Annotated in this window: 16 protein-coding genes; 14 read left to right on the top strand and 2 right to left on the bottom strand. The window is 47.1% G+C overall.

Annotation, left to right across the window (positions count from 1 at the left end; all coding sequences use genetic code 11):
• Nucleotides 1-148: 148 nt before the first annotated feature.
• From pheA to AC4OGX_RS21165, 3 genes are read left to right on the top strand one after another with little or no spacing between them, the layout of a single operon-like run.
• Nucleotides 149-1279: a prephenate dehydratase gene (pheA, locus tag AC4OGX_RS21175; protein WP_493332855.1), complete on the top strand. Its 1131-nt coding sequence runs from the start codon at nucleotides 149-151 to the stop codon at nucleotides 1277-1279.
• Between the two features lie 21 nt (nucleotides 1280-1300).
• The gene (locus AC4OGX_RS21170; RefSeq protein ID WP_493332854.1) at nucleotides 1301-2596 is read left to right on the top strand and encodes an ATP-binding protein; all 1296 of its coding nucleotides are present in this window, start codon (nucleotides 1301-1303) and stop codon (nucleotides 2594-2596) included.
• Between the two features lie 59 nt (nucleotides 2597-2655).
• Nucleotides 2656-3492: a DUF6612 family protein gene (locus AC4OGX_RS21165; protein ID WP_493332852.1), complete on the top strand. Its 837-nt coding sequence runs from the start codon at nucleotides 2656-2658 to the stop codon at nucleotides 3490-3492.
• A gap of 92 nt (nucleotides 3493-3584) precedes the next feature.
• Here AC4OGX_RS21165 and AC4OGX_RS21160 read toward each other — a convergent pair whose 3' ends face one another.
• Nucleotides 3585-5321, bottom strand: coding sequence for an Rqc2 family fibronectin-binding protein (locus tag AC4OGX_RS21160; protein WP_493332851.1), 1737 nt, complete (start codon nucleotides 5319-5321; stop codon nucleotides 3585-3587).
• A 232-nt stretch (nucleotides 5322-5553) separates the two neighbouring features.
• Between AC4OGX_RS21160 and AC4OGX_RS21155 the strand changes: the two genes are divergently transcribed.
• The 8 genes from AC4OGX_RS21155 to AC4OGX_RS21120 all read left to right on the top strand — a co-directional run bounded on the left by AC4OGX_RS21155 (nucleotide 5554) and on the right by AC4OGX_RS21120 (nucleotide 11884).
• The gene (locus tag AC4OGX_RS21155; RefSeq protein WP_493332850.1) at nucleotides 5554-6432 is read left to right on the top strand and encodes a YicC/YloC family endoribonuclease; all 879 of its coding nucleotides are present in this window, start codon (nucleotides 5554-5556) and stop codon (nucleotides 6430-6432) included.
• A gap of 46 nt (nucleotides 6433-6478) precedes the next feature.
• A complete protein-coding gene (gmk, locus tag AC4OGX_RS21150) occupies nucleotides 6479-7114 on the top strand; it encodes a guanylate kinase (RefSeq protein ID WP_493332849.1) in 636 nt (211 codons plus the stop codon).
• 6 nt (nucleotides 7115-7120) lie between these two features.
• On the top strand, nucleotides 7121-7366 hold the full coding sequence (gene rpoZ, locus AC4OGX_RS21145; RefSeq protein WP_216240690.1) for a DNA-directed RNA polymerase subunit omega: 246 nt from the start codon (nucleotides 7121-7123) through the stop codon (nucleotides 7364-7366).
• A 73-nt stretch (nucleotides 7367-7439) separates the two neighbouring features.
• The gene (gene rimO / locus AC4OGX_RS21140) at nucleotides 7440-8762 is read left to right on the top strand and encodes a 30S ribosomal protein S12 methylthiotransferase RimO (protein WP_493332848.1); all 1323 of its coding nucleotides are present in this window, start codon (nucleotides 7440-7442) and stop codon (nucleotides 8760-8762) included.
• A complete protein-coding gene (pgsA, locus tag AC4OGX_RS21135) occupies nucleotides 8762-9301 on the top strand; it encodes a CDP-diacylglycerol--glycerol-3-phosphate 3-phosphatidyltransferase (RefSeq protein WP_493332846.1) in 540 nt (179 codons plus the stop codon). The genes rimO and pgsA overlap by 1 nt, the downstream gene beginning before the upstream one ends.
• 2 nt (nucleotides 9302-9303) lie before the next feature.
• Nucleotides 9304-9846, top strand: coding sequence for a CinA family protein (locus tag AC4OGX_RS21130; protein ID WP_493332845.1), 543 nt, complete (start codon nucleotides 9304-9306; stop codon nucleotides 9844-9846).
• A 236-nt stretch (nucleotides 9847-10082) separates the two neighbouring features.
• Nucleotides 10083-10775, top strand: coding sequence for an iron-sulfur cluster assembly scaffold protein (locus tag AC4OGX_RS21125; protein WP_493332843.1), 693 nt, complete (start codon nucleotides 10083-10085; stop codon nucleotides 10773-10775).
• Between the two features lie 98 nt (nucleotides 10776-10873).
• Nucleotides 10874-11884: a GGGtGRT protein gene (locus AC4OGX_RS21120; RefSeq protein WP_493332842.1), complete on the top strand. Its 1011-nt coding sequence runs from the start codon at nucleotides 10874-10876 to the stop codon at nucleotides 11882-11884.
• Between the two features lie 91 nt (nucleotides 11885-11975).
• Here the strand turns inward: AC4OGX_RS21120 and AC4OGX_RS21115 are convergent, their stop codons facing one another.
• Nucleotides 11976-12932, bottom strand: a complete 957-nt coding sequence (locus AC4OGX_RS21115; RefSeq protein WP_493332840.1) for an ATP-dependent RNA helicase — start codon at nucleotides 12930-12932, stop codon at nucleotides 11976-11978.
• A gap of 281 nt (nucleotides 12933-13213) precedes the next feature.
• On the opposite strand from AC4OGX_RS21115, the gene AC4OGX_RS21110 reads away from it, so the two are divergent.
• The 3 genes from AC4OGX_RS21110 to AC4OGX_RS21100 all read left to right on the top strand — a co-directional run bounded on the left by AC4OGX_RS21110 (nucleotide 13214) and on the right by AC4OGX_RS21100 (nucleotide 17497).
• On the top strand, nucleotides 13214-14548 hold the full coding sequence (locus AC4OGX_RS21110; RefSeq protein WP_493332838.1) for an MATE family efflux transporter: 1335 nt from the start codon (nucleotides 13214-13216) through the stop codon (nucleotides 14546-14548).
• 90 nt (nucleotides 14549-14638) lie between these two features.
• Nucleotides 14639-15583, top strand: coding sequence for an L-lactate dehydrogenase (locus tag AC4OGX_RS21105; protein WP_493332836.1), 945 nt, complete (start codon nucleotides 14639-14641; stop codon nucleotides 15581-15583).
• 105 nt (nucleotides 15584-15688) lie between these two features.
• Nucleotides 15689-17497, top strand: coding sequence for an ABC-F family ATP-binding cassette domain-containing protein (locus AC4OGX_RS21100; RefSeq protein ID WP_493332834.1), 1809 nt, complete (start codon nucleotides 15689-15691; stop codon nucleotides 17495-17497).
• The last annotated feature ends 45 nt before the right edge of the window (nucleotides 17498-17542 follow it).

Raw genomic sequence — 17542 nt, 5'->3', positions numbered from 1 at the left:
GAAGTATGTTTCAAGATCCCATCTTTTATACGCGGATATTGCAGGAAAAAAAGATATTGGCTTATACCTTCAAATGTATTATAATATTCCTTACCTTATTGAACATGAGTAGTCCAATAAGTATCGTTTGTGCAAAGGAGAAATAAGGATGGCTACATTGGAAGAACTGAGATTACAGCTGGATGAGATTGATGATCAGCTTGTGAAGCTGTACGAGAACAGGATGCGGGTATGTAAAGAGGTCGGTGAATTCAAGGTGAATTCGGGCAGGAAGGTATTCGACAAGCAGAGGGAACGTGAGAAGCTGGCAGCAGTCTCTGCCAAGGTATCCGGCAGCTTCAACAAGAAAGGAATCCAGGAACTGTATGAGCAGCTCATGTCCATGAGCCGGAAACTCCAGTATCAACAGCTTGTGGAGGCAGGTGCATTGGGACGGCTTCCATTTATTGAAGTAGATTCATTGAACAAAGACAAAGCGCGCGTAGTATTCCAGGGAGTGGAAGGCGCTTATGGACAGGCTGCAATGCAGCATTACTTTGGGGAGGGCTGCAACAGCTTCCATGTGCGTACATTCCGGGATGCAATGGAGGCCATTGAGGAGGGCGCTGCTGACTATGCAGTGCTTCCGATCGAGAATTCTTCCGCGGGGGCAGTGAACGAGATGTATGATCTGCTTGTAGAATTCGAAAACTATATCGTGGCAGAGACCATTATCCCCATCACTCATACTCTTTCCGGCCTGCCGGGGACAAAGCTGGAGGAGATCCAGAGAGTATACTCCAAGGCTGAGGCACTGATGCAGACATCCCGTTTTCTGGATGAGCACAGCAGCTGGCAGCAGATCAGTGTGGTGAATACGGCCATCGCCGCCAGGAAGATCCTGGAGGACCAGGATAAGACGCAGGCGGCTGTGTGCAGCGCTTATGCGGCCCGGGTCCATGGGCTGTCTGTCTTAAAGGATGAGATCAATGATGAACCGAATAATTCTACCAGGTTTATCGTGGTGACGAACCAGAAGATCTTTTTACAGGATGCGTCCAAGATCAGTCTCTGTTTTGAGGTGCCTCACGAGAGCGGCTCCCTTTACCGCATTCTGTCCCATTTTATCTATAATGATCTGAATATGACAAAAATAGAATCCCGTCCGATGGAAGGCCGGAACTGGGAATATCGGTTTTTCGTGGACTTTGAAGGCAACATGGCGGATGCGGCCGTAAAAAATGCCATCAGAGGGCTCCGGGAAGAGGCAAGAAATTTAAAAATACTTGGAAATTATTAAAAAATGTAAAGAGGAATCGAGATGCGTACAAATGAATTAATGCTCTACAAAAATATGGAATATGGAGAACTTCTTCTTGATATGACATTTTTGATGGAGAACTATGATAATGAATATTATAACAGGGAAGATTTGAGGAGCCTTGTGTTCGAGTGTGTGAATTCGCTGCTCGAGTTATCTACGAGCCATGGCTTTGAGGGAAATCTGTGGCATACCTACCTGACATTCCTTCTGGCAAGCGATGAGAATGCCTACAGCACATCCTGCGAGATCGTAGGAGCGGTGGAGGGAAGCATCAATGAGATCGCGCTTCACGATTTTGCTGTTTTCAAAGAATTGTTTGACTATGACTTCAACGGTCTAAAAGAACAGCTGGATGTGGGCTGCCTCTCTGTCCTGATGAATTATAAGAATGTTAATGAGGGCAGCAAGGTATTCAATAAAAGGATACGGGACAGGATCTGCAGCTTGGCAAAGGCACTTGGCGGTGCCGAAAATGTGGAGGTGTTCAAGGATATCCTGACACAGTTTTATAAGGAATTCGGAGTAGGTAAGCTGGGGCTTCACAAGGCCTTTCGTGTTGAGCACCCGGAGGATGAGGGGGTTTCGATCGTACCGATCACCAATATCGCACATGTACATCTGGATGATCTGGTCGGATATGAGATCGCAAAGAAGAAGCTGATCGACAATACCCGTGCATTTGTGGAGGGGAGAAGGGCTAACAACTGTCTTCTTTTCGGAGATGCGGGGACGGGAAAATCCTCGTCTGTCAAGGCCATCTTAAATCAGTATTATGATCAGGGGCTGCGTATGATAGAAGTTTATAAGCATCAATTTCAGGATTTAAATGATGTGATTGCTCAGATCAAAAACAGAAACTATAAATTCATCATTTACATGGATGACCTGTCATTCGAGGAATTTGAGATCGAGTACAAATACTTAAAGGCAGTCATCGAGGGCGGATTGGAAAAGAAGCCCAGGAATGTACTCATCTATGCAACCTCAAACCGCCGCCACCTGGTACGTGAGACCTTTAAAGATAAGGCCGACCGGGACGAGGAATTACATACAAATGATACGGTGCAGGAGAAGCTGTCATTGGTTGCAAGATTTGGCGTGACCATTTATTTCGGCTCTCCAAGTAAAAAGGAATTCCAGGAGATCGTAAAGGAGCTGGCAAAAGCAAACCAGATCGATCTGCCTGAGGAAGAGCTTTTGCTTATGGCAAATAAATGGGAGCTGACCCATGGAGGGCTTTCCGGGCGTACTGCCCAGCAGTTTATTGACTATCTGTTGGGATGCAGTGAATAGAGGGATGTCTGCTAAAGGATAAGAAGAGATTCCCCAATAAAAATAAAGAAGGTTAATACATGAGTAAATATGCAAAAAAGGGATTTAGTATCATCACGCTGGGCATCTTTTGTGCCATTTTGACGATGGGATGCAGCAGCAAAATGACGCCTAAGAAGATGATGGCGTCTGTTACAGAGAACCTGGCAAAGGTAAAATCCGTGACTAATACGCTGAGCATGGATATCGAATTGGAAGATGTGCTGGATACGATGAAGATCTCCATGGATATGAAGATGGAAAATACGGTAAAGCCCAAAGCCGGACATGCGGCAGGAACAGCAGAGGTGGAATTCAGCGGGACAAAGCTTGGAAGTGATATTGAGATCTACCAGGTCGAAGAAGGGGCAGAGGCTGTCACGTACAGCCGGATGTACGATAAATGGAGCAGAGAGGCTACCGATAGCACCCAAAAGAGCACTTTTAACGGGAACCTCTTCCAGGAGGCAGGAGATTCCATCGAGACATTTCGGATCGCAGAACAGAATGTGGAGGTGGATCAAAAAGAATGCTATCAGCTGTACGGAAATGTGACAGGAAAGGAGCTTCTTGAATTCATGGGCCTGGATATGATGGGCGCTTTTGGTCTGGTAGAGATCCCGGATGAGGATGCCATTGTCAACCTGAGCGTTCCGATCACCATAGAAGTCTATAAAGAAGAGATGCTTCCGGCCAGAGTGATCGTGGATATGACCGATGTCATGAATGAATTATATGACAAGTATGATAAGAGCACGAATGTGAATGATTTTACCATAGAACTCGGTTACACCGGATTCGGCGAGGTGAAGAAGATCCAGGTGCCTGATGAGGTAAAAGAAGCCTGTGCAGCATCACCGGAGCAGACAGAGCAATAAAGAAGCAGAGATATTTTCAGACAAAAAACAGAGCAGAGTCTATGAAAAGAAGACTCTGCTCTGTTTTTCTGCAATGCTGTGGAATGACCAGCCTAAGAAAGCTCCTGTATCTGTGAGATATCGCTGTCAATGATCAGAGAATAATTCGTATAATAAACCACAAAACCAGGCTTTCCTCCGCTCGGTTTTTTGACGTGCTTTTTCTCAATATAGTCGATCTCCACCTTTTCTCCGCCCCGTGCTTTCGAATAGTAGGCCGCAAGACGTCCGGCCTCCTCAAAGGTCCGGTCAGGAAGCTTATGTCCCTCTGTCTTTACGATAACATGTGAGCCGGGAGCTCCCTTTGCGTGGAACCACCAGTCATTTCCAACGGCGAAATGAAAGGTCAGCTCATCATTCTGCAGATTATTCTTACCGACATACATGTGGAAACCGTCGCTGGAAATATAGTGCAGAGGTTTATTTTTGATCTTTGTTTTTTTCTTCGTGAATTTTCTGCGCATATATCCCGCATGGATCAGCTCTTCCTTGATTTCAGCCAGGTCGTCCTCAGTCAGGGCGATATCCAGAGAGCTGCTGATGGATTCCAGATAGGTGATATCATCCTGGGTCTCCTGGATCAGCTTGGAAAGCGCTTCAAAGGTACGCTTCTGTTTGTTGTATTTATCAAAATAGCGCTGTGCATTTTCCTGCGGTGTCTTGGTACTATCCAGAGGGATCGTGATCATCTCATTCGTGTAATAGTTAAGAGCCTCCAGCTTTTTAGCTCCCTTATCCAGGCCGTAACCATAAGTGTGGATCAATTCACCGTAGACCTTGTACTTGTCGCGGTTTTGGGTATCCTTAAGCTGCTTGAGCTGCAGTTCGTATTTTTTTCGGTTCCGGTCCAGGGCGGTCTGTACGATATGGCGCAGATCGGCCGATTTCTGGCGGATACGGGTGAGCGTGTTTTTAGAGGCGTAATAGGTCTCAAGCAGCTCAGAAATGCTGCCAAATTCTTTTCTTGTATACTCCTTAAGATGTGTCAGCGGGACCGCGGAAAATTCCTTCGGCTCTTTCCCGTCATAATAGATGGCCGGAGAGAAGCTGCCCTTTCTGACTGCAGAAAAGAAGATGGAAAACTGCCGATACAAATGTCTTATAATATCTTCCGACAGTTCCTTTGGTACGAGGAACGGATCTAATCCTGCGAGGGCACATATCTCCCGGGCAGCTACCGGGCTGATCCCGGTAAAGCTTGTATAGAGGGCCTTTGAGACCGCCATCGGCTTGCCTTCCATCAACTCTGTAAACGCAGCTTCAGATACACTTAAGGGGTCTGATTTCTCCATGGTATCCGGGACGAAATAATCCCTGCCCGGCAGCACCTCACGCACTGAGCTCATTTGGGCGGAAACGTGTTTGATACTGTCGATGATCATACCGTCCTCATTGCAGAAAATAATGTTGCTGTGCTTTCCCATGATCTCTACGACCAGATCCTTTTTACAAAGATCCCCCAGCTCGTCCAGATGTTCCACTGTAAAATGAATAATCCGTTCAAGCTTCGGCTGATAGATATCCACGATCCTTCCATTGCTGATATGCTTGCGCAGAAGCATACAGAAGTTAGGCGCCGTCATGGGGCTCGGTTTATTGGAATCAGTCAGATAGATCAGAGGAAGGGATGCACTTGCTGAGATGCACAGCCTTTTTTGACCAGAGGAAGACTTGATAGTCAGAAGAAGCTCGTCTGTCTCGGGCTGGGCGATCTTTGCGATCCTTCCATTTAATAATTGTTCTCTTAATTCGTGGACCAGACAGGCCACGCATGTTCCGTCAAATGCCATGATAATTCCTTTCTTTTTAAAAGCCCGCCGTCTCGGGAGTGTTTTTCTATACTATAGTATCGTTGCCGCCCCCAAATGTCAAGAATACGCAAAAATCTTGATCTGACGCAGGCCGCAGTAAGACCCACAGTAAAATCTTAATTTGTGAGGTTGACCTGACAGGGGAGAAAGGGGTATAATGATTCAAAATGCCTAATCGGCAAAATTTAGTAGATAAAAAGGATGAACGACCATGATAAAAAGCATGACAGGCTTCGGTAGATGCGAGGTCCTAAAGGATTCCAGGAAGTTTACCGTAGAGCTCAAAGGGGTGAACCACAGATATTTGGATGTAAATATCAGGATGCCGAAGAAGCTTAATTTTTTTGAGACATCGATCCGTTCTCTGCTCAAGCAGTATGCGAACAGAGGGAAGGTTGACATTTTTATTACATATGAAGATACATCAGAGAATCAGGTATCGCTAAAGTACAATGCATCTTTGGCTGCTGAGTACATGAAGTATTTTAAGCAGATGGAAGAAGACTTTGGTCTGGAGAATGACATCCGTGTTTCCACCTTATCACGCTGTCCTGAGGTACTTACGATGGAAGAACAGTCTGAGGATGATAAGGAGCTCTGGAATGGGCTTAAAGAAGCATTGGAAGGGGCATTTACCCAGTTTGTGGAGACCAGAAGGACAGAGGGCGGCAATCTCAAGAAGGATATTTTGGAGAAGCTTGCAGGCATGGAGAAGCTGGTCGCATTTATCGAGGAACGTTCTCCCAGGATCGTGGCAGAGTACCGGGCTAAGCTGGAGGAGAAGGTGAGCGAGCTGCTGGCAGATACGCAGATCGAGGAGAGCCGTATCGCAGCAGAAGTGATCATTTTTGCGGATAAGATCTGTACAGACGAAGAAGTCGTGAGATTAAAGAGCCATATCAGCCATATGAGGGACACCCTGGAGGAAAAGGAGGGCATCGGCCGCAAGCTGGATTTTATTGCCCAGGAGATGAACCGGGAGGCCAATACCATCTTGTCAAAGGCGAATGACCTGGAGGTCTCCAACTGCGCGATCGGTTTAAAGACAGAGATCGAGAAGGTCAGGGAGCAGATACAGAATATCGAGTAATCGAGATAAGAGAGAATAAAAAGAAAGAAGAGCAGAGGATGTCAATATGAATAGAAGGGGAATTCTAATCGTAGTTTCAGGTTTTTCCGGTTCCGGCAAGGGAACCTTGATGAAGGAGCTGCTGAGCCGGTATGAGGAGGCTTATGCGCTGTCGATCTCCGCAACTACCCGCAAGCCGCGTGAAGGAGAAGTGGACGGAAGAGAATATTTTTTCAAAACAAGGGAAGAATTTGAAAAAATGATTGCGAAAGATGAACTGATAGAGTATGCTAGGTATGTGGAAAATTATTACGGAACCCCGCGTGAATATGTGGAGCAGCAGCTTGAGGCAGGGAAGGATGTCATTCTTGAGATCGAGATCCAGGGTGCTTTGAAGGTGAAGGAGGCATTTCCTGATACCCTGCTGCTGTTTGTCACACCTCCGTCAGCAGAGGAGCTGAAAAGGCGCCTTGTGGGCAGAGGCACGGAGACAATGGAGGTCATTGAATCCAGGATGAAGCGCGCGGTGGAAGAAGCCGAGGGCATGGACAGATATGATTATCTGATTATCAACGATGACCTGGAGACCTGTGCAAGGCAGATGCACACGATCATCCAGGGTGAGCATCACAGAAGTTTTCGTAATACAGTATTTATGGAAGAAATAAAAGAAGACTTAAGCAGAAGTTTGAAAGGAGAATGATAAGATATGTTACATCCATCTTACACTGATTTAATGAAAGTCGTGAACAAAGACGTAGAGGAGGGCGAGACAAAGATCGTCAACAGCCGTTATTCTATTGTTCTTGCAACGTCAAAAAGGGCGAGACAGCTGATCGACGGGGAACTCCCTCTTGTCAATGCAAAGGACGGGGAGAAGCCGCTTTCAACAGCTATTGAAGAGCTGAATGAAGGCAAGTTGAAGATCATTGCTGAGAATGCGGAAGAAGAATAATCAAGAAAAGAAGGCAGATGCATAGAGTATCTGCCTTTTAAAAATATGTAAAACGTGTCAATTGGGAGGTTATATGAAGATACTATTTATTTCTCTGGGGTGTGACAAGAACCTGGTAGATACAGAGGTGATGCTGGGGCTTCTGGCATCCAGAGGATATCAGATGACAGATGATGAGACAGAAGCAGAGATCATTGTGATCAATACCTGCTGTTTTATCCATGATGCCAAGGAAGAAAGCATCCAGAATATTCTGGATATGGCTGAATATAAGAAGAATGGAAAAGTGAAGGCGCTGGTCGTGACCGGATGTCTCGCAGAGCGCTACCGCCAGGAAATCCTGGATGAGATACCGGAAGTGGATGCGGTACTGGGGACAACAGCCTATGACAAGATACTGGATGCCATTGATGAGGCACTTAAGGGACAGCACAGTGTCACAGTGACTGATATCAATGCACTGCCGGAGGTGCCGACTCACCGCCTGGTAACGACGGGGGGGCATTTTGCCTATCTAAAGATCGCGGAGGGATGCGATAAGCACTGTACCTACTGCATTATCCCGAAGATCCGGGGGAATTTCCGCAGTGTTCCCATGGAGCGTCTGCTTAAGGAAGCTGAGTATCTTGCCGAACAGGGCGTGAAGGAGCTGATCCTGGTAGCCCAGGAGACAACGCTTTACGGGAAGGATCTCTACGGAGAAAAAAGTCTGCACATCCTGTTGAAGGAGCTGTGTAAGATCAGCGGGATCAGATGGATCCGGATTCTGTACTGCTATCCGGAGGAGATCACAGATGAACTGATCCAGGTGATGAAGGAGGAGGAGAAGATCTGCCATTATCTGGACCTGCCTATCCAGCATGCGAATGATGAAATATTAAGGCGCATGGGCAGACGGACTTCAAAGCAGGAACTGACCGGCATCATTGAAAAGCTGAGAAGAGAAATACCGGATATCTGTATCAGAACGACACTGATCACCGGTTTTCCGGGCGAGACAAAAGAGCAGCATGAGGAACTGATGGATTTTGTGGATGAGATGGAATTCGACAGGCTGGGTGTCTTTACTTATTCACCGGAGGAGGATACTCCGGCAGCAGGGATGCCCGGACAGATCGAAGAAGAAGTAAAGGAAGAGCGCCAGGCAGAGTTGATGGAGCTGCAGCAGGAGATCGCATTTGACCAGGCAGAGAATATGGTGGGCAGGGAAGTGCTCGTCATGATCGAAGGAAAAGTGGCGGATGAGAACGCATATGTGGGCAGAACTTACCGGGATGCACCGAATGTTGACGGTCTGATTTTTGTAAACACAGATGAGGAGCTGATGTCCGGGGACTTCGCGAGGGTGAAGGTTTCCGGTGCAGTAGATTATGATTTGATAGGAGGGATAGAGTAATGAATTTACCAAATAAACTAACAATATTAAGGATCATCATGGTTCCGTTTTTTGTGTTTTTCCTATTGACAGATCTGGTTGAGGGAAGTAAATGGATTGCCCTGGTCCTCTTTATCATTGCAAGCCTGACGGATCTGCTGGATGGAAAGATTGCCAGAAAGTATAATCTGGTTACGAACTTTGGAAAGTTTATGGATCCTCTGGCAGATAAACTCCTGGTGTGTTCCGCGATGATCTGCCTGATCGAGATGGACAAGCTCCCGTCATGGGTTGTCATTATTATCATCAGCCGTGAGTTTATCATCAGCGGTTTCCGTCTTGTTGCCGCTGACAGCGGGATCGTGATCGCGGCAAGCTACTGGGGCAAGTTTAAGACCGTTTTCCAGATGGCAATGATCATTGTATTGATCGCAGATCTGGGCGGTGTATTTGATACCATATCTTTGATCCTGGTAGCAGTGGCACTGGCGCTTACAGTCATCTCCCTGATCGATTATGTGGTGAAGAACAAGCAGGTTCTGACGCAGGGAGGGATGTAAGGATGTATCCAGAGTGGGTGCTGCATAAGACGGAAGCGGATGGAAAAAGCCTGGAGGAATGTCTGGTGGAGAAGTTAGCTCATCTGGGGCTGACCATCACTACGGCAGAATCCTGTACCGGAGGATTGATCGCAGGGACTCTGGTCAATGTATCAGGTGCTTCGGACGTTCTCAATGAAGGATATGTGACTTATTCGAATGAAGCCAAGGAACGTCTTGCGGGGGTCAGCCATGATACGCTGGAGGCCTATGGTGCTGTCAGTGAACAGACTGCCAGAGAGATGGCAGAGGGGGCGGCAAAGGCAGCGAAAGCGGATGTCGGCCTGAGTTCCACCGGGATCGCCGGGCCGGGCGGAGGCACTGCCGAAAAGCCGGTAGGGCTGGTATATGTGGGATGCTCTGTGCGCGGGAAGACCCAAGTGAAGGAATGCCGCTTTACGGGAAACCGGATGGAAAACCGTCAAGGGACAGTGAAGACTGCACTTACCATGGCATTAGAGATGCTGGAGCAAGAAGACTTTGATTCAGCTCGGGAATGGAAATAAAGGATATAAAAAGCTATGGAGGCTGACCGGCCTTTTTCGGGAGGAAAAAGATATCCCGCAGGGCCGGTCAGCCTCCTCAAATATTGCTCAGAAACAAGGGGCAGGATGTATGAAACTTGTATAATCTTACAATTGACGAATGTCGAAAATTGTGCGAAAATAATCCATATACGGCGTTAAATAAATATCAAGCGCCTATAGGAAGAAAATCATACATATTTGAAAGGAGTTTTAACATGATTTATTCACATGAAGTAGAAATGATGTGTCCGGTAGCTCAGGGTGCAAATCACGGACCGGCTCCAATTCCGGAAGAAGCAAAATGGGTACAGGCTAAAGAGATTAAAGATATTTCTGGTTTGACACACGGTGTAGGCTGGTGTGCACCACAGCAGGGAACCTGTAAACTGACTCTGAATGTAAAAGAAGGTATCATCCAGGAAGCTCTGGTAGAGACTATCGGATGTTCAGGAATGACTCACTCTGCAGCTATGGCATCTGAGATCCTTCCGGGAAAGACGATTCTGGAGGCATTGAATACAGACCTTGTATGTGATGCGATCAATACAGCTATGAGAGAGCTGTTCTTACAGATCGTATACGGAAGAACACAGAGTGCGTTCTCAGAAGACGGACTTCCTATCGGCGCTGGTCTGGAAGACTTAGGAAAAGGGCTCCGTTCACAGGTTGGTACCATGTACGGAACACTGGCTAAAGGTCCTCGTTACCTGGAGATGGCAGAAGGTTATGTAACAGGAATCGCTCTGGATGAGAACGATGAGATCATCGGATACCAGTTCGTAAGCCTTGGTAAATTCACTGACTTCATCAAAGCAGGCGATACTCCAAACGATGCTTGGGAGAAAGCAAAAGGACAGTATGGACGTGTTGCTGATGCTGTGAAGATCATCGATCCACGTAAGGAATAATCACAATAAGCGGATTGAAGGTGCAGCGCGCCACATGGGTTTTTCCTGTGTGCTGCGAAGAGTAAGGTAACGTTAGATTAAATCAGGAGGACAATTAAATGGCTTTATTTGAATCATATGAAAGAAGAATTGATAAAATCAATGAAGTATTAAACAGCTATGGTATTGCTTCTATTGAAGAGGCAGAGAAGATCACAAAGGATGCCGGACTTGATGTTTACAATCAGGTAAAAGCAATCCAGCCGATCTGTTTTGAGAACGCTTGCTGGGCATACATCGTAGGTGCAGCGATCGCGATCAAAAAAGGATGTAAGACAGCAGCTGACGCAGCAGCAGCGATCGGGGAAGGCCTTCAGGCTTTCTGTATCCCGGGGTCTGTAGCAGATCAGCGTAAAGTAGGTCTTGGACACGGTAACTTAGGAAAGATGCTTCTGGAAGAAGACACAGACTGCTTCGCATTCCTGGCAGGACACGAGTCTTTTGCAGCAGCAGAAGGTGCGATCGGTATCGCTGAGAAGGCAAACAAGGTTCGTAAAAAACCTCTGCGTGTTATTCTGAACGGTCTTGGAAAGGATGCTGCAAAGATCATTTCCAGAATCAACGGATTCACATATGTACAGACAGAGTATGACTACTACACAGGAGAACTGAAAGAAGTTCAGAGAACAGCTTATTCAGAAGGTCTTCGTGCAAAAGTTAACTGCTATGGTGCAAATGACGTACGCGAAGGTGTAGCGATCATGCACAAAGAGGGTGTAGACGTTTCCATCACAGGTAACTCAACCAACCCGACACGTTTCCAGCACCCGGTTGCAGGTACATACAAGAAAGAATGTATCGAGCAGGGCAAGAAGTACTTCTCCGTAGCATCAGGCGGTGGTACAGGACGTACACTTCACCCGGACAACATGGCTGCAGGACCGGCTTCCTATGGTATGACAGATACTCTTGGACGTATGCACTCTGATGCACAGTTCGCAGGATCTTCTTCCGTACCGGCTCACGTTGAGATGATGGGTCTGATCGGTGCAGGTAACAATCCGATGGTCGGAATGACCGTGGCTGTTGCAGTAAGCATTGAGGAAGCGGCTAAAGAAGGCAAATTCTAAGAAATAAAATAGTAAGTAAAATAATCAGGGCACATCAATCTGAATCAAAAGCATTCAGTAATTGATGTGCCCTGTTAGATTTACAGTATGATCAATTCATATGTCTGCGTACCAGGCAGGAGACCGCGCCTGCAAGGCACAGGCCAAGCAGCACGTTGTGAAGGGAGCCAAATACATCCAGAGCTCCTTTTACTCCGTTTAATACCTCAAAGGATTCAAATGTATCCGGTAAAAAGGAGCAGAGCAGGAAGGAAAGATACGAGGTGACATAAATAAAAATAAATGAAAACAGGCCTCTTCCCGTATCCTCCTTATAGATCTTCCGGCCTTCCCGGAACTTCATTTTGGTCAGTGACCAGAAAAATGAGATCAGCTCAAACAACAGAATTAAAGCGGCAACTCCGGCATAGGCAGCCAGTGCATAATTCTTGTCTGTCAGGATCTTCTGCGGATCACCATAGGGGGCAGCACCTCTCCAGAAATTGTAGGCCAGCACGCAGAACGTTCCTGCAGTGATCAGTGCGGAGATGATCCTGACAACAGAGCGCGCAGTCCGGTAGATTGCCTTGGTACCATACTTGGCAGTCTTTTTGACCGGGGAGAGCAGGCGGCTTCCGCCTTTCGAGGATTTTTGTTTTGCGCGTTTCCTTCGGGGACTGCCGCTGTCATATTCGTAGTCATCATCGTAAGGATCATCCTGGCCATAGAGGCTGTCTTCATATTCGTCCTCATAGGGATCCTGATAATCATCCCCATAAGTGGAATCGTAATCATCCTCATACTCCTCATCATAATATGCAGAGTCCTCCTCATATTCCTTCTCATCATACCGTTTCTGGTAAACCGTTTCCATTGATTTTTGGGAGGTGCGTTTCGGACGCTTCCCTGGTACTGTCCGGTAGTCCCGCGCATCCATCACAACGGTCTCATCTGTGACACCTTTCGGATCAGAATCCGTATCAAAGCCATATGAAAAAGGAATCTCTTCCTCGTAAGTTACTTCAAAATCATCATCAAAAATAGAAGCACTATTTTTTGTAGAACCCATTCATTTCCTCCTAAAAATAAAATATAAAATGTATCCTTAATACACATAACAAAGTGTTTCACAAGCTTAGTGTTTATGGTATTACTTTTTCTTAATATACTCAAGAGCAAACACAAAAAATTCATAAAGTCCTAAGATTTCTTTTCTATTTTTTAAAAAGGTGATAAAATAAAAACGCTGCTGTGATTTTGTATTGCTTGTATGCTCAAAACGGTGAAATTAAGCACAGCTTCCATAGAAAAATGACAATACTTAGGATAAACGACAGGAGTGAATTTAAGATGATTACGGATATGACGGAAGGCAGGCCTTTTAAAATCTTATGGAGGTTCACGATCCCGATGCTGGTCAGCGTGATGTTCCAGCAGATGTACAATATCGTGGACAGCATTGTGGCAGGAAAGTTTGTCGGGGTAAATGCACTGGCGGCAGTCGGAGCCTCTTATCCCATCACGATGATCTTTATGGCAGTGGCGACGGGGCTGAACATTGGATGTTCTGTCGTGATCTCCTTATACTTCGGGGCGAAAGAGTATGAACAGATGAAGAGTGCGGTGAGCACTTCCCTTAGGACAGTCCTTGGGATCAGTATACTGCTGACAGCTCTGGGACTGCTGTCTGGCAGGCCGCTGATGATTCTTTTGAAAACGCCAAAGGACATCTTCGGTGACTCGGAGCTGTATCTGAATATTTACATATGCGGCTTGATTTTCCTGTTTCTATATAATATCTGTACAGGGGTATTTACGGCATTAGGAGATTCCAGGACTCCGCTTTACTTTTTGATTGCTTCTTCCGTGGGCAATATCATACTTGACCTGGTCTTTGTGATCTGTTTCCATATGGGGGTAAGCGGCGTGGCGTGGGCGACGTTTCTGGCGCAGGGCCTTTCCTCTGTCCTGGCCTGCATTACCCTGAAAAAGCGCCTTAGAAGCATAGAATGCAGGGAGTACAGACATTTTTCCACTGCCATGCTGAAAAAGATCATGAAGGTGGCAGTACCTAGTATTTTACAGCAGAGTTTTATTTCTGTAGGAAATCTGTTTGTGCAGGGACTGATCAACAGCTATGGTTCCGCAGTTGTCGCAGGATATTCGGCGGGGATGAAGATCAATACCTTTGCGATCACGTCCTTTACCACACTTGGGAACGGTGTTTCCAGCTTTACGGCGCAGAATATCGGTGCCAGGAAAATGGAGAGGGCAGCTAAGGGCTTTCGCTGTGGCATGATTATGGTGCTGAGTGTGGCGATTCCTGTTTTCCTGCTGTTTTTCCTGGGAGGAAGGCCGATCGTGGAGCTTTTTATGAGTGAGGGGGGAGATAAAGCGGCGCAGACAGGTGTAGAATTTTTGCGGATCGTATCCCCGTTTTATGTTGTGATATCATTAAAGCTGATCGCTGACGGAGTGCTGCGCGGGGCAGGAGCAATGAAAGCATTCATGACCGCCACCTTCTCCGACCTGATCCTGCGGGTGATCCTGGCCTTTCTTCTGTCCGGGATCTGGAAAGAAACAGGAATCTGGCTGTCCTGGCCGATCGGCTGGGTCATTGGGACAGCGTTATCTGTCGGGTTTTATTTATCAGGTACTTGGAAGAAGCAACATTTGATCGGCTGATCTTAAAAATGAAGATTCTGATGCTGCAGAGAATACAAATCGGTGAATTCTGGAAATACTAATCGAAAAAGCAGAAAAGGGGATTGAAAGATGAATATTCAAAAATGCGGCATCATAGGATGCGGCGGCGTAGGCGCTACGACCGCATATACCTTAGTAGAGAGCGGACTTTTTAACGAAATGGTCCTGATCGATATTGACCACAAAAAGGCGGAGGGGGAGGCTCTGGACATTGGGCATGGTATCCCGTTTACGGTTCCTTCCGAGATCTATGCGGGAGATTACCCGGATCTGGAGGATGCCTATCTGGTCATTGTGACGGCAGGTGCGAATCAGATGCCCGGTGAGACAAGACTGGATATCTCCGAGAAAAATGCCAAGGTATTCGGTCAGATCATTCCTCAGATCGTGAAATACAATAAGGAGTGTATCCTTCTGATCGTCACGAATCCGGTTGACGTGCTTACCAGTCTGGCCTTAAAGCTTTCCGGTTTTCCGGCGTCACGGGTGATCGGCAGCGGAACGGTCCTGGATACGGCGAGGCTGAAATACCTGCTGGGCAGGAAATTTAACCTGGATTACCGCAACATCCATGCCTGGATGATCGGAGAGCACGGAGACAGCGAGCTGGCGGCCTGGAGCAGCGCGACTGTAGCGGGGCTTCCGGTGGACGAATACTGCCGGCAGCACGGACGTACGAGAGACAGCCTGCAGCTCAATGAGATTTACGAGGAGGTCCGGGACAGTGCTTATGAGATCATTAACCGGAAGGGTTCCACCTTTTATGCTGTCGCAATGGCTGTCAGGAGGATCGCACAGGCACTTGTCCGTGATGAGCACTCCATACTGACAGTGTCCAGCCTGGCCCAGGGACACTATGGGATCCATCATATCTGTATCGGACTGCCGGCTGTCTTAGGAAGGGACGGCGTGGAGGATATCATCGAAATCCCGCTGAATGCACAGGAAAAGGAAAAACTGAGGGAGTCGGCGGATGCACTGCGTACGATCTACCAGAAAATCGGGGAAGCTTAGAGAGAGCTTCCCCTTTGCATATGCCGTTTTGCCGGAGTCCTAATTTCTTGACGTTTTTTAGAAAATCCCTTATGATAGAAAAGTCGAAAAGGGAGGAAGATTCTAATGAATGTTTTAAATATAGAGCACATCAGCAAAATTTTTGGAGAAAAAGTGATCTTCGATGATGTTTCCTATGGGATCCATGCAGGGGATAAGATCGGGATCATCGGGATCAACGGAACTGGTAAGACGACCCTGCTTAAGATCATTGCAGGGATGGAGGAGCCGGATGCAGGACAGGTAGTCAGACAGAACGGGATCAAGATCGGATACCTGCCTCAGAATCAGGCGTTCCCGATGGAGGAGACAGTCCTGTCCTATGTCTTGAAAGGACAGAAGCAGGATGTGTGGAATGCGGAGAGTGATGCGAAAAGTATTCTGAACCATTTGGGTCTTACAGACCATGAAGCTGTGATCGGACACTTATCCGGCGGCCAGAAGAAACGGGCAGCTCTTGCCAGGATTTTGATCGAACCATCGGATGTCTTGATCCTGGACGAGCCGACGAACCATTTGGATGAAGAGATGATCACCTGGCTTGAGGATTACCTGAAGCGTTATAAGGGCGTCGTCCTGATGGTGACCCATGACCGCTATTTCCTGGACAAGGTGACCAATAAGATCCTGGAGATCAGCTATGGAAAACTATATGCCTACGAGGCTGATTATTCAAAATTCCTGGAACTGAAAGCACAGAGAGAAGAGATGGAGATGGCCAGTGAGAGAAAGCGCCAGAGTGTGCTGCGCATGGAGCTGGAATGGGCAAAGAGAGGGTGCCGCGCAAGAAGCACGAAGCAGCGTGCCAGATTAGAACGGCTGGAGGCACTGAAAAACGGGGCAGCCCCTGTGCAGAGTCAGACCGTGGAGATGGATTCCATAGAGACACGTATGGGGAAGAAAACCATAGAACTTCATCATATCAGTAAAAGCTATGGGGAACGCAGAATCGTGGACGATTTTGATTACATCGTCCTGAAAAACCAGCGTTTGGGAATCGTCGGTCCAAACGGCTGCGGCAAGTCTACCCTGATCAAAATGATAGCAGGGCTCATCGAGCCGGATTCGGGAAATATCGAGATCGGAGAGACCGTCAGGATCGGATATTTTGCACAGGAAGTTCCGAATATGGATACCCGGCAGAAGGTGATCGATTATGTCCGCGACATTGCAGAGTATATTCCTACAAAGCAGGGCAGGATCACTGCTTCTCAGATGCTGGAGCGTTTCCTGTTCACTCCTGATATGCAGTATGCCCCCATTGAAAAGCTTTCCGGGGGAGAAAAGAAACGTCTGTATCTGCTGGGAATCCTGCAGGCAGCTCCAAACTGTCTGCTCATAGATGAGTTAAATGATCTGGATATCCCGACTCTGACCATTTTTGAGGACTATCTGAACAGCTTTCCGGGGATCGTGATCACGGTATCCCATGACAGATATTTCCTGGATAACGTTGTGGACCGTATCTTCGTATTTGAGGAGGGCGGACACCTGAGGCAGTACGAAGGCGGTTACACCGATTATCTGGAGGCGAAACAAAGAAGCACTGCATCCTTGTTAGCAGGAACGCCCGCAGGAAATGGTGCTGCAGAGAAGAAAAGCAGCAGGGATTGGAAACAGAACAGCCCGGTAAAATTGAAATTCTCCTATAAAGAACAAAAGGAGTACGAGACCATCGATGAAACGATCGCGGGTCTCGAATCAAAGATCGAGAAGCTGGAAAATGACATCCTGAAAAATGCAACGAATTCCATGAAATTAGGAGAACTCATGGCTCAAAAAGAGCAGGTGGAACAAGAACTGGAAGAAAAAATGGAGCGGTGGGTATATCTGAACGATCTGGCAGAACAGATCTCCTCCCAGAAAAACTTATAGAGTGTGGTTTGATTCTGTGATATAATGATTTCGTACATTGACCCC

It is taken from the genome of Faecalicatena sp. (assembly GCF_058819085.1).
The sequence above is the reverse complement of the archived record's forward strand: the minus strand, read 5'-3'. Positions and strand labels throughout refer to the sequence as shown.

Excerpts from the sequence above, each read along its gene's own strand:
- pheA (WP_493332855.1), top strand. The coding sequence starts at position 149 with ATGGCTACATTGGAAGAACTGAGATTACAGCTGGATGAGATTGATGAT.
- AC4OGX_RS21170 (WP_493332854.1), top strand. The coding sequence starts at position 1,301 with ATGCGTACAAATGAATTAATGCTCTACAAAAATATGGAATATGGAGAA.
- AC4OGX_RS21165 (WP_493332852.1), top strand. The coding sequence starts at position 2,656 with ATGAGTAAATATGCAAAAAAGGGATTTAGTATCATCACGCTGGGCATC.
- AC4OGX_RS21160 (WP_493332851.1), bottom strand. The coding sequence starts at position 5,321 with ATGGCATTTGACGGAACATGCGTGGCCTGTCTGGTCCACGAATTAAGA.
- AC4OGX_RS21155 (WP_493332850.1), top strand. The coding sequence starts at position 5,554 with ATGATAAAAAGCATGACAGGCTTCGGTAGATGCGAGGTCCTAAAGGAT.
- gmk (WP_493332849.1), top strand. The coding sequence starts at position 6,479 with ATGAATAGAAGGGGAATTCTAATCGTAGTTTCAGGTTTTTCCGGTTCC.
- rpoZ (WP_216240690.1), top strand. The coding sequence starts at position 7,121 with ATGTTACATCCATCTTACACTGATTTAATGAAAGTCGTGAACAAAGAC.
- rimO (WP_493332848.1), top strand. The coding sequence starts at position 7,440 with ATGAAGATACTATTTATTTCTCTGGGGTGTGACAAGAACCTGGTAGAT.
- pgsA (WP_493332846.1), top strand. The coding sequence starts at position 8,762 with ATGAATTTACCAAATAAACTAACAATATTAAGGATCATCATGGTTCCG.
- AC4OGX_RS21130 (WP_493332845.1), top strand. The coding sequence starts at position 9,304 with ATGTATCCAGAGTGGGTGCTGCATAAGACGGAAGCGGATGGAAAAAGC.
- AC4OGX_RS21125 (WP_493332843.1), top strand. The coding sequence starts at position 10,083 with ATGATTTATTCACATGAAGTAGAAATGATGTGTCCGGTAGCTCAGGGT.
- AC4OGX_RS21120 (WP_493332842.1), top strand. The coding sequence starts at position 10,874 with ATGGCTTTATTTGAATCATATGAAAGAAGAATTGATAAAATCAATGAA.
- AC4OGX_RS21115 (WP_493332840.1), bottom strand. The coding sequence starts at position 12,932 with ATGGGTTCTACAAAAAATAGTGCTTCTATTTTTGATGATGATTTTGAA.
- AC4OGX_RS21110 (WP_493332838.1), top strand. The coding sequence starts at position 13,214 with ATGATTACGGATATGACGGAAGGCAGGCCTTTTAAAATCTTATGGAGG.
- AC4OGX_RS21105 (WP_493332836.1), top strand. The coding sequence starts at position 14,639 with ATGAATATTCAAAAATGCGGCATCATAGGATGCGGCGGCGTAGGCGCT.
- AC4OGX_RS21100 (WP_493332834.1), top strand. The coding sequence starts at position 15,689 with ATGAATGTTTTAAATATAGAGCACATCAGCAAAATTTTTGGAGAAAAA.